This window comes from Anaerosacchariphilus hominis (assembly GCF_014290175.1).
Classification (GTDB): Bacteria; Bacillota; Clostridia; order Lachnospirales; family Lachnospiraceae; genus Laedolimicola; species Laedolimicola hominis.
In genome coordinates, this window is the sequence record NZ_JACOOR010000001.1 from 162358 (window position 1) to 176972 (window position 14615).

A 14615-nucleotide genomic window follows, 5' to 3' on the forward strand; every position below is an offset into this window, starting at 1 on the left:
CGCTTTAGAGCTCTTCCTTTATTTTTTCCATAAAGTTGTATCTTCCATCGCTACCTGTGCTGTATCTGGATGGATATAAATGATTTGGAGTCCTTTCTTCTTGGCGTAGTTGACCGCCTGCTGGGTTCCAGACCGCATATTGTGTGCATTATCATAGACAGCTATCATATATCCGGCCTGCTCCACCATATAGTAATTGCGTTTCTTATAGCTTTCACTTGATGGCGTTTCACACAGTATTAAGACCTTTTCAGCATATCTGCGAATAAAATCCATCCTCTTTCGGTGCCAGTCATCCCAGTCTGAATCGTAACCCTCAAAAGGGAGCGCCAAGCACAATTCCACATCTTGATATGTTTGCTGTTCTTTCATGCGCAGCAGTATCTCCGCTGCCCACATATCAGCGCCCATTGCTCCTCCAACCCAAAAGCATCGTACTCCCTGGTTATAAAGTCGTATGAGTTGCTCCTGCAGACACTTTTTAATCCGTTGGCAGCGTTTATCCTTTTCATTATATTTGAACTTAAATCTGGTCGGCCTGTGGCCTGTAATCACACACGAAAAACTGTTCATATGGTTCTCCTTTCCCGTCATACTCCTCTGCATATTATACTTGCCATAGACGAGATAAATCAACCATGACCGCTTAATAATCCATGTCATAGCGGATAAAATGTAACTATAGCATGGAGGTGACGCATGGATAATCTACTAAAAGATATGGGTAAACGGATCTTCGACCGGAGAAAACAACTGAATATGACCCAAGAAACTCTGGCAGAGCTGGCTCATGTCACACCACAGACCATCTCCACCGCAGAACTGGGGCAAAAGGCTATGCGGCCTGAGACAATCCTCAAAGTCTGTGATGCACTTCACATCAGCACCGAGTATTTGTTGCGAGGCGTCATCACAGAAGCAGATTCTTCTCTTCTTATGAAGAAGATTTCCACACTAACGCCCAAACAATACAGGCATTTTGAAGATATTTTAGACAGTTTTATCGCGGCCATACAGGAAGAGGCATAGGAGCATCACTGGCTCCCATGCCTCTTTTGATTATCCCCTGCTGCGGAACGCAGATAAAGTACTGGCAATCAGGCTGCGTGTCCTATCGTCCATTTCCGGATCATCGTCCACCTCCTGTGCAGTCGAAAGCATCACAGGCGCTGCAGGCTTCTCCACCAATCTGGCTGTGGGAATCTGCTCTTTTGCTTTTTCCTGTCCCATACCTTCCTGCCGCAAAATCTCTTTGACAATAGCCACCACCGCTTCTTTGCTGATGATTGAAGCATTTAGCGGCTGTGGCTCTTGCCCAAAGTGCTCATTATAGTAGACCACTGCATTTGCCACATATTGCGCTTTTGTGCGGGGACTCTGCAATTCCAGTAATCCAATGGCCGTCTCGTGTATTGGATCGCCCTCATTAAAGCGCAGCGTAAACCGTCCTCGTTCTTTTTTCTCGCCCATACCATCACCTGCCTGCTGTTTCAATCCGGTACAGATACTCATAGCCATCCGCATTTGCATTGATTTTCGGTACGAAGAATGGTGCTCCCACCTTGCCCGAAGTTTCGATCTGCCGCTTCAAAAGAATGGCACCGCCGCCTACAAATACTACCTTGCAATATTGCAAGTCCAACATTCGCTCCCGCAACGTGCTGAACAGGTCATTGATAAATTCCTGCGCCATCTGTTCTGTCAGCCGTATGGCTGCATCCGGATATTGAGTCTTTTTTCCCATCAGTATGGCATCCACATCTCCTTCATCCAACAACAGATCCAGCTCCGAATTCACCTTTGAACGCACCTTATTGTACAACAGGATCACGCCATTTTCTAACGAATCACAGGAGGTAAGGTCAATCTCTCCGTTTTTCATCAGCAGATAGTCAGCAGTAAACCCACCAATATCCAAAATTACCGCCTTTGGCTCTTCAACAAGCGTGTGAAGCATGGTGGCCGCCGCTGCATATGCCTGTGGAAAGCAGGCCACATCTTCAATATAGATGGAATACGGCTTGCCCTGCACCTCAAATTCTACCATTCCCCGCTGCCCAAAGTATTGTGTAAACCGCTCCACCTGGGCGCCAAAGTGTGCCGGCGGCAACCCTACTGCCAGTTGGATACGCTGAACCTCTGAGGAATATGCTCCCCTCGCTTCAATCTCACCAGCCAGAGCAAATAGGGTCAGGATAAAGAAGCGATCGTCCTCCGTTTTATCTTTTCGATAAGGAATCCGCTCAGTAGACAGCGTATAGTAGGTATTCTGATACCTCAGCACATTCTGTCCAAAGGGACGGGTGACACTCTGCTTCAGACCGGACACAAAGGGGTTGCAATGAACCGTTTTAATTTGTTTGTTGCCATGATCAACGCCAATAAGCATATGTAATGCCTCCTTTTTGCTTTATACATATCCTTTACGCCTATATGACGCCTATTCTCAACAATCACACACTATTTTTATGAAAACAAAAAGCAGGAGACCCATCATAAAGGTTTCCCGCTTTTGGCTGCTTCATAATGTGCGCAGCTAATATATATTTGATTGTTCTATTCTGCCATACCTTGCGGAACTTCAAATTTGTATCCGCTCCCCAAAACAGTACGGATATAACCCGCTTTCGGCATATCCGGTGTCAGTTTTCTGCGGATCTGACCAATGACGCTGGCAACGGCTGTTCCGCAGTTTTCACCATCCTCACCCCACACTTCTTCATAAATCTGCCCGGCAGAAAATACCCAGGACGGGTGGTTTGCCAAGTATACCAATGTCGCAAATTCCCGATGGGTCATAGAAATTAACTCGCCGTTTCGGTGTACCGTTCTCTCCTTCAGGCGAAGCTCCAATCCCGGAAAAACAAGAGTATTACAAGGGTGAGATGACACAATATGGTCAAATCCTGGCTCGGCTGCAATAATCTCCATAATTCTGCTAAGTATGTATTCTTCATGGTCTGTTACCGACAATACAAAGATTTTTCCCATATGTCCCTCCCTTATTCATAATTAGAATGCTGATACCCTGCAGCCAATATAAAGTTTACTTGTTTATTTCAGTAATAACGACTGTTCCGTTTTTATCCAGCAAAGGGGTAATCCCCGTATCATGGACAAGGTAGTTTACACCTGTTTCGGTATCTACAACAATACTCAAGGAAGTTCCCTGTGTATAGATTGTTTCAAAGCGCTTTTCTTTGTTTGCCATAGTAATCCACTCCTTTGCATAGTGCAAGGTATCAGCATTTCTAATTTATTACTCTATGATAAAGGCCAAATGTTGCAGAAATCTCCTAACCGCTTTCTTTTTCGGCAAGAAAACAGGCGGAATTGCTTCATTTTTGTAGCAATTCAATTTTTATCTCATTTCCGGTCGAAGAATAACCCGTTTGAATAAGAACATTGTTGCACCAAAATAGGTCAGGTAGATTGCACAGAATAGCAGGATCGTCACCAAACCATAAAGAGGCACAAGTCCCTGCTGCAAGATTGCCTCTCCGAAAAAGAACTGTGCCCCTACTATCAGCAAAACCGTCAGCAAAAGAGGGAATAGCAGTGGGATCAAAAAGACTGTGGACAGTTCCCTGCGTATCAGGGAGGCTTGCCTGTGCCCCGGTACACCCAAACGGTCAATGACTGCATAATTCTTCTGGTTTTTGTCTATGGCAGAAAGCTGCTCAAATGCAAGAACCGAGCAGGATAGGATGATAAAAATAATGCTTAAATACAATCCGCAGAACGAAATGGCTGTAAATCCAGTCAGCGAATTGGCAACGCCCCACGCCTTTACTGTAACACCCATCGTTACTTTTTCCGGAAGCTGTTGACCGGACTGCAATTCCGGCTGCCATTTCCCACTGTTCAGGAATTGCTTCAAGTCGCTTTTCAATTCCGGGTATCCGCCATCTTCCAGTTTCATCGCCAGACGGATTTTTTCTCCGACGAATTGTGAAGCTGCTTCATCCGGCAGAACAAGTACATATCCCTTCGTTCCGGCCATTTGATACTGCTCCATCGGCTCCGTCAGGATCGGCGTTTCCGCAGCAGACAAGGTCCGACCATTGAATGTGATCTCCGGCTGCTGCGCCAAGCCCTGTCGGATTCCGTCCATATAGTTCCATGTATCGCAATGAACCAAAAATTCGTTGTTGCTCATGGAAACAGGAGAAAGCCCCAGGATTTCACGCAAATGGTTATAGTCGGACAAGGACAAGGCTTCGATCGGTTTTTCAGGAACCGCATACAGATAATAACTCACAGAATCCTCGACTCCACAATGCTCCTCTGTAAAGGAAACGATGGAATCCATGTTGGATTTTTCCAAAGGTGCATCAATCGCCACGCCTGCATCATAGGGATAATAGGCTTTCATGTTGGCTTTGTAGCCTGCTCCCATGGTAAGCCCCACAAACATGGTTGCCAGAGATATGGTTAAAAGAATCGCCACCACAGCCATTGTCCGGCCAGCAGAATGGATGCGCCGCCCAATCTGCCCCAGGAAGAACAGATTTTCTTCTTTGTACTTATGGCGCAGATTTTGTTTTGCAAATCGGTGCAGCAAAAGCGGAATCTGGCGATGCAGCTCGTAAACCCCCACCAGAATGAGCAGGCAGGCTCCGCCAAGGTACAAAAATGCTTCATTGGTTTGTGTCTGAAGCATCCGCCCAAGCAAAATCACGCCTGCAACCATTGCGGCTATTGAAAGCAATACTACCAGAAGACTACGACTGCATGATTTAAAACGGTATTCTTCATTCTTGCGGTTATCATACAGCAAATCGATTACTTTCTGATGCCGGATAATCTTTGCTGCTCGGAGCATCCCAAAACCATACATCAAGGCAAAAAACAAAAATGTTACTGCCCATGCCTGGAGAGAAAAGGAAACCTGATAGGTATGCGGCACCTCAAAGATATTTTTTACCACCTGATTCAGCAAACCGGAAAGCCCTGTGCCAACCAAAGAACCAAGCAGAAAGGCTCCTGTACCGATGATACTGTTTTCAGCAAGGAACAAATTCCGTACTGTCTTTGCTTCCATGCCAATCAGTTCGTAGGTTGCAAACTCCTTCCAGCATAAAGCGGATCGCATAACCGATCACAAACGAGGACAGAAAAGCAACCAGAGCTGACATAAGCAAAATTCCAGTAGTCAGCATCGACATATTTTCTGCCATAGCAAGAACATCTGATGAAAAGCCCAATGCCAAAAATGAGTACATCAATGCCGCAGTCAAGGTAAGCGTCACAAAGTAAATGATATAATCCCGCAGGCTTCTGCGGATATTTTGAATTGCTAACTTCCAGTACATATCTTCCTCCCATCACCTTACGCTATCGGAGTTGCTGCGAATTGAACGCTGGAACAGCAGCCATGTACTGAGAAAATAGCAACTCAGCAGCAAAGCGAAAATCCCGACAATGATACCTATTTGCCGCATCAAGGCTCCGCAGCCAATATAAGCTGAGATTTCAGCAGAAACACTTTGAAGAAAATAGCCAATCACAATCATTGCTAAAACGATTGCCGCTGTGATCGGCATCCCAAACCAAACACCAAGCTGTTTTAGAACCAAAGTATGCAGGTCCTTCTCTTCCACTCCCATTTTTCGCAGAACCGAAAATCTGTAGTTGTTTTTTTCTGCATCTAGGAGCTGCTGAAGAGCCAGCACGGTAAGACACATCACCATCAGCACAATTGCACCATAGATCAAGGACGCTTTTAGGATAAAGTTAAGGGCGATTATACGGTTCACTTCCGTAGTATGGACAGTTGTACTGTATCCTGCCAGATTGTCTTTATCAGGATCTTCTGGATAAGAACGCCCAAGAAGCTGTTCCAGCATTTCTGCCGTTTTGAAGGGAAGCGGATATTGGGTCATCACAAATCGGTTGCTCTGTACCGGAAGCAAGACTTGCGCTATCTCGTCAGGTATGATATACACCACATCTGTATAAAGATTATAGATAGATTCCCCCACAGGCTCCTGAAACACGGCGTTCTCACTGAGTTTCAGGGTGCCTGCATCAGTTTCCAGTAAGGTATGCTCAGCGATGTAGTTTTCAATATCCTTGTCCTCTGCCGCACGATGCCAGTGGGTAGCAAATTCATCCGTTTGTAAGGTAATAGGTTCATATCCCAACATTTTCCGAACAGCGTTATAATCCTTCAGTGCAATTGCCAAGGGAGGAAAATCGTACTTTACCCGCTGGTGAAAGTCGCTTTTTTGGGGAAGATATTCCGAAAAAGTCAAATCGTCCTTTATCGCTATGTTGTTTTGTTCTATAAACGCAGTAATTTCCCCATAGTCTGTATCCGGAAGATTTTCCACTTCATAAACATCGTTGTAGCGGCTTGAAATTTGAATATCATAGACTGCCCGACTATCCAAATAGCCCAGACTCCATCCTGTCAAAACTGGCGCAATGACAAACAAGCAGATAGAAAAAGTCAGGGTCACACAAATTATCGTCATCGTTTTCGTATTGGTAGCCAGCTTAGAGGAAAGCTGTCCAAACAGAAATAAACTCGTATTGTGATATTTGCGGGACACTTTAGACTCCTTCCAGTATAGGAGCGCCGCATTCGATAAATAAATGACTGCGGAAATGATAAACAAAATATCCGCAACCCCAAACAGCAAATATTGATTCAGAGTTGGGGCGTCAAATCCAAGGAAGTAGGCTTTTTCCAGTTCTGCGATGGAAAAAATCGGAATAGCGGTCAATACAGCACCAGCCAGAAGCCCGCAAAGATATCGGGAAAATCCTATTTTTCTGTGTAAAACAGCACCTGCGATTGCCCAAAGCAGCGTCAGTGCAGGGAAAAGGACATTCCCCCAATACATGAGCTTTACAGGAAGCGGATGTCTGGGATCGAAGTAAAAATGATATTTTACAGCACCTACCTCCAGCATCCACAGCAGCATAATGCCATAGATAATACAGATCATCGGCATCCATCTGCTTTTATGAAGCGGTTTTTCATTCTGACGGTTTGCCGTCATAAGCTCAATAATCCTGCTTTTGTTGAGAATTCTGACATTCCCGACTCCAACCAGAATCTGGCAAATAACAAAGAAGCCCACGGTCAGTAGCACGGTATCTGGAAAAAAAGACCAAGAAAAAGCGTAGGGTTCCCCAAAAGAAGCAAGCAGCATAGCCGTAATGACCTGAGAAACGATCATCCCCAGAAGGATTCCCACCGACACAGAGAATATGAGCAGGAAAAAAGTCTCTCCAAAAAAGAGCAGTCCTATGGTTTTTTGCTCCATTCCCAGGGTTGCCTCAACTGCAAACTCCGATTGTTTTTTTCTCAGCATGAAACGATTGACATAGTGGATCAGGAACAACAAAAGCAGACTAATCCCGCAAATTGCCAGTTTCATACCTCCAGCCAGCAGGGAAATATTATATTCCGCACCAATGGTCGGATGATAATGGGTGCTGCTGATAGACAAAAACGCATAGAACAGGGTGACACAGAGTGTCATGGTCACAATATAAATCAAATAGTCCTTCACAGACCGCTTTGCATTTTTGAAAATGAGTTTAGCGTACATCGCTCATGCCCCCTCCCATCATGGTGAGGACATCCAGGATTTTTTCAAAGAAAGTCCTGCGGGAATCACCACCCTTACGGATTTCCGTAAAGATCGCCCCGTCCCTCATAAAGAGAATACGATTGGCATAGCTTGCCGAGAAAGCATCGTGTGTCACCATCAGGATCGTGGCTCCGAGATCTTCGTTGATACTCTGGATCGTCGAAAGCAGCATCTGGGACGAGTGACTATCTAACGCGCCGGTGGGTTCGTCCGCCAAAATCAGCTTAGGCTGGTTGATAATGGCTCTGGCGCAGGCGCACCGCTGCTTCTGGCCTCCAGACACCTGATAGGGGTACTTATCCAGAATATCCGAGATATTCAGCTTTCCGGCCATTTCCCGAACCCGTCCATCAACCTCTCCTGCGGGAACCTTGTTGATGGTCAGCGCCAGGGCTATGTTTTCCGAAATGGTCAGCGTGTCCAGCAGGTTAAAATCCTGGAACACAAATCCAAGATTTTCCCGGCGAAACCGGGCAATCTGTTTTTCATTGATTTCCGTCACATCGGTTCCATCCAGATAGATATGTCCCGCACTGACCGTATCAATGGTGGAAATACAGTTGAGCAGGGTGGTCTTGCCGGAACCGGATGCTCCCATGATTCCTACAAATTCTCCCTCTTGAACGGAAAAGCTGATGTCCTGAATTGCTTTTGTAACATTCCCGCCATTTCCGTAATATTTTTGGATATGATCCAGTTTCAAAATTTCTTTCATTGTTATCACCTCTAATCTCTATTGTAAAATAAGAGCGGCTTCGTTTGTATCAAGTTTTCTTACAAAGTTCTAACAAAAATGTAAGAAGTGCAGAACGGTTCTCAGCTCTGCACTTCATGAATCAAACAGTTAATATGAAAAGAAAGTGAAATGGCTGTGCCATGTTCCGACGACTCCGCCGTAATGCCAATGCCCAGCTTTTCACAAAGCCGTTTGCATAGGTACAGGCCAATGCCTGTGGACTGCTGGACCATACGACCATTCTGACCGGTAAATCCCTTTTCAAAGATACGGGGCAGATCGGACGCAGCAATCCCGATTCCATTGTCCTCCACGACAAGAACAACCTGATCCTGCCGTTTATGAGTAGAAATGCGGAGAACCGGCTGTTCCGTACGATACTTGACCGCATTGGCAATCAGTTGGTTCAGAATAAAGCGCACCCACTTTTCATCTGAATAAACAGTGTCCTGCATTTCCTCCACTTCCAGACGCATACCACTTTGGAGCAGCAGATATTTATTATCTGCAATCGCCTGATGCACCACTTGGGACAGTGCCATTTCCCGGACAGAATAATCTTTCTCTGTATGCTCACTGCGGGCATAATAAAGAGCCTGTTCGGTAAAGCGGTTGGTCTTTTCCAGTTCCAGCAGAAGTTCTTTTGTCCAGTCCATCCGATGGTTTTCACATAGAAGTTTCATGGCAGTAATGGGCGTTTTGATTTCGTGAATCCATTGTTCAATGTATTCTTTGTACTCCAGGCGTTCCCGCTCGACTTCTCCAATCTGCTCTAACATGGATTTTCCTGCCATCTTCAAAAGCTGATAGTAAACTTGATCCTCGGCCTGTTCCGGCAGCTCCATCACTTCGGAAATGAGGTATCTCTCAGAGAGCTGCTCTGCCATATCCAGAAGTTTTTTCATCTGCCGCTTTCGTTTCCAGTAAGTAAGGACAAGTCCCATCAGCAAAATCAATGCCCATACAATCAGGATCAATACTACTGCGGAAACCGAATTGCCGCACACCAGCAAAAATACAGTGAGTGCAGCCATACAAACAAGGTTCGTCAGCAGAAATGGCAGCCTGTTTTTCCAATATCGTCTGCTGTTCATATCGTGTACCCCTGTCGGTGCTTTGTCTTGATAAAATCCATCAGACCGATACCCGCCAGTTTTTCCCGGATGCGGTTGATATTGACGCTCAAAGCATTGTCATCCACATATAGCTGATTGTCCCACAAATACTCAATCATATCTCCGCGAGAACAGATTTTTCCACCGTTCTTGAACAGGTAATAGAGAATTTTCAATTCGTTCTTAGTAAGTTCTACGCTCCGTCCATTATAGTCCAAACTGCTGGATTCCAGATGCAGCACCGCATCTCCATAGACGATCTGCTCCCGTTGCTGTGCGGGATAGGCTTTTTTCAGCAGAGATGCAATCTTCGCAAGCAGAATTGCTGTGTTATAGGGTTTCGTAATAAAAGCATCTCCGCCCAGCATGATGCTATTCAGTTCGTCCATATCCGTGTTGCAGCTTGTCACAAAGATGATTGGTACTTCGGAAAATGTGCGAACCTCGGTGCAGAGAGAAAAGCCGCTGATTCCCGGCAGCTTGATGTCCAGCAAAATCAAGTGTGGCTGCTCGGCTTTGATCCGGTCGATCACATCAGAAAAATCTTCCGGAGCCGCTGTTTCATAGCCGTTACTTTGCAGCAGCGTTTTCAATTCATTCCGTATCAATGGATCATCTTCTATTATCAATATTTTTTCTTTCATATCAGCCTCCGTGAAGAAAACTACTATATGTAGTTGCTCATGCTCCCATTGACATTTGCATCAGGCGAAGATAAAAATGCAGCCTTAATGCGTTAGAAACCTTGTCCCTCAACAAATAACAAATGGTAAACTTATATTTCTTCAACATCAATGACATTATATCCTCTTTGTTTTAATGCCTTTGCAAACAAGCCCATTCCAGGAATTAACTTCCCAGTGAAGCTACCATCATATATCTGATTAACACCACAGGTAGGACTTCTGGATTGTAATATAACTAAATCAATCTCTTCATTCTGAATTTTCGATAATGCAACTGCCACTGCTTTATCATATTCTAAACTAACATCATTTCCGTTTTCATCAACTACTCTCCCATCCACAATTTCTGCACAGGATCTGGGAATTTTCATACCTGCTAATACTTCCGGGCAGATAGAAATCACTTCTTTATCTTTCAAAAAATTCATAGCCGCTATATTTTCGTTGTTTTTCCCATTATATTTACAGTTCACTCCCATAATACAGGCACTAACCAATACCTTCATATTTGTCACCTCAAATCCCAATGGTTTGCTCGTCCAATCCACAATAAAGTCTTTTAACGAATGGTTGAGACTGCCAATCTGTCAATGCACCATAGTCGGCAGTTCAAAAGCAAACTATGTGTTAAAGCAAACTACCCTTTAACCCTTTTTTGAAAACCAGTACAGCTCTTTCGGTTCCCCAAAAAGACATCGTAACAAGTCGATAGCTTTCCTTTTCCATTTCTTCTATTTTTGCATTGATTTTCTCTGTTACATTTTCCACGGTAATTCCTTCTACTAATTCTGTCCGATACATCATATTTTTACCTCCATAAGCACTCAATCAAAACCAATTCGCTTTTTCTGCTCTGAATTGAGGGGTATCGCCTTCCTGGTATGGATTATAGGTATTGCGATTACACCCAAATTCTTTTAATGCCTTTATTTTATTATCTTCTGTCCATTCAACCAGCGAGATTCCATCAAATTCCTCTATACTTCCATTGTTCATTTCATTTTTGAAATACCACTCCACAATCGTTTGATCTCCCTTATGGAAGAATTGCTTGATTTCCCAAACAACTACCCTGCCACGGGTATTCCATTCCTGAAACCAATGCTTTACTGTTTTTAGGTTGTTATACTGGGGACTCCAGCTTTCTGTATAGATCACATCTTCTGCAAATATATCATCAATCCCCATATCCTGCTGATTGAGCCACATATCAAACCATAGTCGGATCGTTTTTTCTCGTTCATTCATAATATAAACACCTCACCATTCTTTTGTCTTACCTTCGCGTTTGTTCTGCATGACCTGGGTTTGATATACGAGAACAGGAATTAGAGAAACCAGGGCAAGCACACCAAAAACTACCGAACATTTTGCAACCGCAAATATTGCGAACATGAGCAGTATCAACAACCACGGATTACGCAGATTTCTGTAATAGTTTTCCTTGTCCTCATAAGAAGTATGAAGTTCAAATGGCTTACCGTCATTATCCTTTTCTACAATCAACAGTTCCCGGTTAAAGGTGGTGGCATTTGTTGCTATGCGTCCGCCTTTTTCAGCCCATGGCCGTAGACGCACTTTACCAACAGAGTAGTTCAGGTTGATGTTTTTATAAAATACTTTGTAACCCATCCCCTCTAAAAACTCATGATAATCTGACGCATCGACCTTCGATTTTTGCCCGATAAACTCCACACAGTATTTTACCTGATCCGGTTTACACTCCTCAAATTCATACAACATTTTTTCCGCCCGAATCAGACGATAGCCCTTTTCAGACATTTTATTCAGCCAATGTTCCTGGGCAGTCAACAAACCGCCAAAGAAACGATAATACTTTTTGCTCATACTGCACCTCCAATAATTCCATTAGCTACGCATACAAGTTCATTGAGCCTTATAAGTTCCTTTTCTGCAATTTCTTTTCCTTGCGTTGTAATGAGATATTCTTTTTTCCGTCCCGCACTATCTCCAAAAGGTGCAATCCAGCCTTTTTCCTGCAATGAGTTCAACGCACCATATAAAGTACCTGCCCCCAGCGTAAGCCGCCCTTTTGTACTATCTTCAATAAATTGCATGACAGCATATCCATGTTTGGGGGTATAAAGGGAAAGCAAAATAAAGAATGTCACCTCTGTGAGCGCACCGCCTTTCGCATTGTCTCGCATAACACCTGCCTCCTTATTACGGTTACTGTAATAAATATATCACTAACCGTAATAGAAGTCAATAACGATCCAAAATATAACAGAACGCTAAGCTTTATGATATAGTAACTTGTTACCTCAAGTATAAAAAAGAATTGTTGCAGAATTGTCCTAAATGTAAAATCAGCACCGGAAAGGAAATACTGACTCCACTCTCCGGCGCTGCTATTTATAAATTACTCTGGCATATTTTTCTTTTCTTCTTGCTTCTTCTTATCCCGATATTTCCGTATGAGTTTATTACGGATAGGAACTCCAACACCAATCAAAAGCACAACTGCCAAAATTGTGAAATCCATACAATCACCTCACATTTCCTTATTCTTCATAACCCGAATGGACAAGAAGATTGAAACCGCATACATCACGACAATAGCAAAAACCGCAAGCAAAACAAGAAGTATCGGAGAAGATTCAACGACTGAAATAATTGAGTTCCCGATAGCTGGCATTTTAGAGAGAAGAAGTAAAGTCACCAAAAAACCGGCCACTGGAATATACATAAATACCCGTCCTTTGATTGAGCCGTACTTGTAATATCCCGGAATCTGGAACACGGTATAGAGTGCAAATAGGAATACTCCTGCAATAGCGGCAGTTACAATATCAAATACGCCAACTGTTTCACCCAGCACTTTCAAGGCAAGCGGCTGTGCAATCAAAGAAATAATCAAAGAAAGAAGCCCCATTGCAAGGACGAAAACATAGCGTCCGATCACAAGCTCACTTTTACGAACAGGTAAAATACCAAACAGACGATCCATACTGTTTTTTTCTGTGATGGAAAAGGTATATCCCGTCGTCATGGCAATAAAGCACATAGCAAATGATACCCCTGTCAGCAAAGAACGATTGATTGCGGCAAACACAATCGGCAGAAGCAGGGTAAAGCAAATCGTCTTAAAATATGGTTTTACCAATGCAATATCTAATTTTGTGGATTTCAAAATATTACTCATAATCGTCACCTTTCTTGCTTGTAAACACTACAATTTCATCAATAGTGGCAGGCTCAACAGTCAGGTTGGAGAAACCGTTAATATCTTCGGTTTTCATCAGAGCCTCAAATCCCGTAGGGAATGTACGAATACCAGCCGCCTTATTTTTCAGATCATCGGACAGTTCCTCAATTCCACCTTTTACAATGCGGAACATATCTACAAAATCATCTTTGTTGCCAGTAAAGAACAACTCGCCATAACTGATGTAGGTAATATAATCGGCTGCACGCTCCAAATCTCCTGTGATATGGGTGGAGAACAAAACACTATGCTCGCCATCTTCAATATACTCTGAAAGAATTTTCAAAAGTTCATCTCTGGAAACCGGATCAAGTCCACTGGTCGGCTCGTCGAGGATCAGCAGTTTGGCGTCGTATGAAAACGCACAGGCAAGCATTAACTTCATCTGCATACCTTTGGAAAGTTCTTTTACCTTTTTGGTTGGTGCAATGTGGAATTTCCGTAACATATCCGCAAATTTCTGGCTGTCCCAATTTGGATAAAATACCGAAATGGATTTTTCAACCTGCGACACTTTCCAATCATCACTGAAATAATTTGTATCGAAAACAACGCCCAGCTCTGATTTTACTTTTTGTTCTTCTGCGATATTATCCAGCCCCATCACTTTGACTGTGCCGCCGGTGCGCTTGAGCATATTCAAAATCAGTTTGATTGTCGTTGTTTTGCCAGAACCATTCGGGCCGATCAAGCCCATAATATATCCCTTTGGCAAAGTAAAGCTGATATTGTGAAGCTGAAAAGAATCAAAAGATTTTGAAAGATTCGTTACCTCTAAATAATTAGTCATCTGTTTTTACCTCCGTTAAAATGTCCAAAAGGCGATGTAATTCCTCTGTGGATAGATTTGCCATTCTTGCAGCTTTTATTGCTTCGGTAAGATTGTTTTCTACTTTGCAAATAAGCTGCTCCTTAATCAGTTCTGAACCAGACCCCATTACGAAACATCCGCGCCCCTGCACATTTTTAACAAAGCCCTCTTGCTCTAATTCTGTGTATGCCTTTGTCACTGTTAAGACGCTGATCTTTAAGTCTTTGGCAAGTGTTCTAAGAGAGGGCAAAGTTTCTTCGGCTTGAAGCTCACCAGCTAAAATAGCCGCCTTGATCTGCTGTTTAATCTGCTCGTATATGGGGACGCCAGATACATTTGAAATAATAAGTTTCATTGCTGTATCCTCCGTGTGTTTTGACTGTTATGCTGTTATGTATAACAGTATAACACGCAATTTTTCAAAAAGCAAT

Annotated in this window: 21 protein-coding genes; 1 reads left to right on the top strand and 20 read right to left on the bottom strand. The window is 43.6% G+C overall.

Annotation, left to right across the window (positions count from 1 at the left end):
- Positions 1-18: 18 nt before the first annotated feature.
- Complete coding sequence (locus H8S44_RS00790; RefSeq protein WP_118024189.1) at positions 19-573, bottom strand: SLOG family protein; 555 nt, start codon at positions 571-573, stop codon at positions 19-21.
- Positions 574-699: 126 nt separating this feature from the next.
- Between H8S44_RS00790 and H8S44_RS00795 the strand changes: the two genes are divergently transcribed.
- The gene (locus H8S44_RS00795; RefSeq protein ID WP_117497606.1) at positions 700-1029 is read left to right on the top strand and encodes a helix-turn-helix domain-containing protein; all 330 of its coding nucleotides are present in this window, start codon (positions 700-702) and stop codon (positions 1027-1029) included.
- A gap of 30 nt (positions 1030-1059) precedes the next feature.
- On the opposite strand, the gene H8S44_RS00800 is transcribed toward H8S44_RS00795, so the two are convergent.
- From H8S44_RS00800 to H8S44_RS00880, 19 genes are all read right to left on the bottom strand, one after another.
- Entirely contained in the window at positions 1060-1512 is a 453-nt protein-coding gene (locus H8S44_RS00800) for a hypothetical protein (RefSeq protein WP_243008680.1), read from the bottom strand.
- Positions 1475-2389, bottom strand: coding sequence for a ParM/StbA family protein (locus tag H8S44_RS00805; protein ID WP_050624157.1), 915 nt, complete (start codon positions 2387-2389; stop codon positions 1475-1477). Before H8S44_RS00805 ends, H8S44_RS00800 begins: the two co-directional genes overlap by 38 nt.
- Before the next feature lie 167 nt (positions 2390-2556).
- Positions 2557-2991, bottom strand: coding sequence for a winged helix-turn-helix domain-containing protein (locus tag H8S44_RS00810; protein ID WP_029465871.1), 435 nt, complete (start codon positions 2989-2991; stop codon positions 2557-2559).
- A gap of 55 nt (positions 2992-3046) precedes the next feature.
- A complete protein-coding gene (locus H8S44_RS00815) occupies positions 3047-3211 on the bottom strand; it encodes a DUF6440 family protein (RefSeq protein WP_117497604.1) in 165 nt (54 codons plus the stop codon).
- 150 nt (positions 3212-3361) lie between these two features.
- On the bottom strand, positions 3362-5044 hold the full coding sequence (locus H8S44_RS00820; RefSeq protein WP_243036826.1) for an ABC transporter permease family protein: 1683 nt from the start codon (positions 5042-5044) through the stop codon (positions 3362-3364).
- A complete protein-coding gene (locus tag H8S44_RS16255) occupies positions 5007-5315 on the bottom strand; it encodes a hypothetical protein (RefSeq protein ID WP_243036825.1) in 309 nt (102 codons plus the stop codon). Before H8S44_RS16255 ends, H8S44_RS00820 begins: the two co-directional genes overlap by 38 nt.
- A 12-nt stretch (positions 5316-5327) precedes the next feature.
- The gene (locus H8S44_RS00825; protein ID WP_118646108.1) at positions 5328-7565 is read right to left on the bottom strand and encodes an FtsX-like permease family protein; all 2238 of its coding nucleotides are present in this window, start codon (positions 7563-7565) and stop codon (positions 5328-5330) included.
- Complete coding sequence (locus H8S44_RS00830; protein WP_118646106.1) at positions 7555-8322, bottom strand: ABC transporter ATP-binding protein; 768 nt, start codon at positions 8320-8322, stop codon at positions 7555-7557. Before H8S44_RS00830 ends, H8S44_RS00825 begins: the two co-directional genes overlap by 11 nt.
- A 101-nt stretch (positions 8323-8423) precedes the next feature.
- A complete protein-coding gene (locus H8S44_RS00835) occupies positions 8424-9437 on the bottom strand; it encodes a sensor histidine kinase (RefSeq protein ID WP_118646104.1) in 1014 nt (337 codons plus the stop codon).
- Complete coding sequence (locus tag H8S44_RS00840) at positions 9434-10102, bottom strand: response regulator transcription factor (RefSeq protein ID WP_118646102.1); 669 nt, start codon at positions 10100-10102, stop codon at positions 9434-9436. Before H8S44_RS00840 ends, H8S44_RS00835 begins: the two co-directional genes overlap by 4 nt.
- A gap of 131 nt (positions 10103-10233) precedes the next feature.
- A complete protein-coding gene (locus H8S44_RS00845) occupies positions 10234-10650 on the bottom strand; it encodes a DUF523 domain-containing protein (RefSeq protein WP_118501978.1) in 417 nt (138 codons plus the stop codon).
- A gap of 121 nt (positions 10651-10771) precedes the next feature.
- The gene (locus H8S44_RS00850; protein ID WP_002578900.1) at positions 10772-10948 is read right to left on the bottom strand and encodes a hypothetical protein; all 177 of its coding nucleotides are present in this window, start codon (positions 10946-10948) and stop codon (positions 10772-10774) included.
- A gap of 24 nt (positions 10949-10972) precedes the next feature.
- The gene (locus H8S44_RS00855; protein WP_118646100.1) at positions 10973-11392 is read right to left on the bottom strand and encodes a nuclear transport factor 2 family protein; all 420 of its coding nucleotides are present in this window, start codon (positions 11390-11392) and stop codon (positions 10973-10975) included.
- A 12-nt stretch (positions 11393-11404) separates the two neighbouring features.
- Complete coding sequence (locus H8S44_RS00860; RefSeq protein ID WP_118501974.1) at positions 11405-11992, bottom strand: DUF2812 domain-containing protein; 588 nt, start codon at positions 11990-11992, stop codon at positions 11405-11407.
- Positions 11989-12312 (bottom strand): PadR family transcriptional regulator, encoded by a 324-nt coding sequence (locus H8S44_RS00865; RefSeq protein WP_118501973.1) that lies wholly within the window; start codon positions 12310-12312, stop codon positions 11989-11991. The genes H8S44_RS00860 and H8S44_RS00865 overlap by 4 nt, the downstream gene beginning before the upstream one ends.
- Positions 12313-12527: 215 nt before the next feature.
- Positions 12528-12650: a hypothetical protein gene (locus H8S44_RS16565; protein WP_272106404.1), complete on the bottom strand. Its 123-nt coding sequence runs from the start codon at positions 12648-12650 to the stop codon at positions 12528-12530.
- 9 nt (positions 12651-12659) lie between these two features.
- Complete coding sequence (locus H8S44_RS00870; protein WP_118746635.1) at positions 12660-13310, bottom strand: ABC-2 transporter permease; 651 nt, start codon at positions 13308-13310, stop codon at positions 12660-12662.
- Complete coding sequence (locus tag H8S44_RS00875) at positions 13303-14163, bottom strand: ABC transporter ATP-binding protein (RefSeq protein WP_118746636.1); 861 nt, start codon at positions 14161-14163, stop codon at positions 13303-13305. The genes H8S44_RS00870 and H8S44_RS00875 overlap by 8 nt, the downstream gene beginning before the upstream one ends.
- Positions 14156-14539, bottom strand: a complete 384-nt coding sequence (locus tag H8S44_RS00880) for a GntR family transcriptional regulator (protein ID WP_118746637.1) — start codon at positions 14537-14539, stop codon at positions 14156-14158. The genes H8S44_RS00875 and H8S44_RS00880 overlap by 8 nt, the downstream gene beginning before the upstream one ends.
- Positions 14540-14615: the final 76 nt, after the last annotated feature.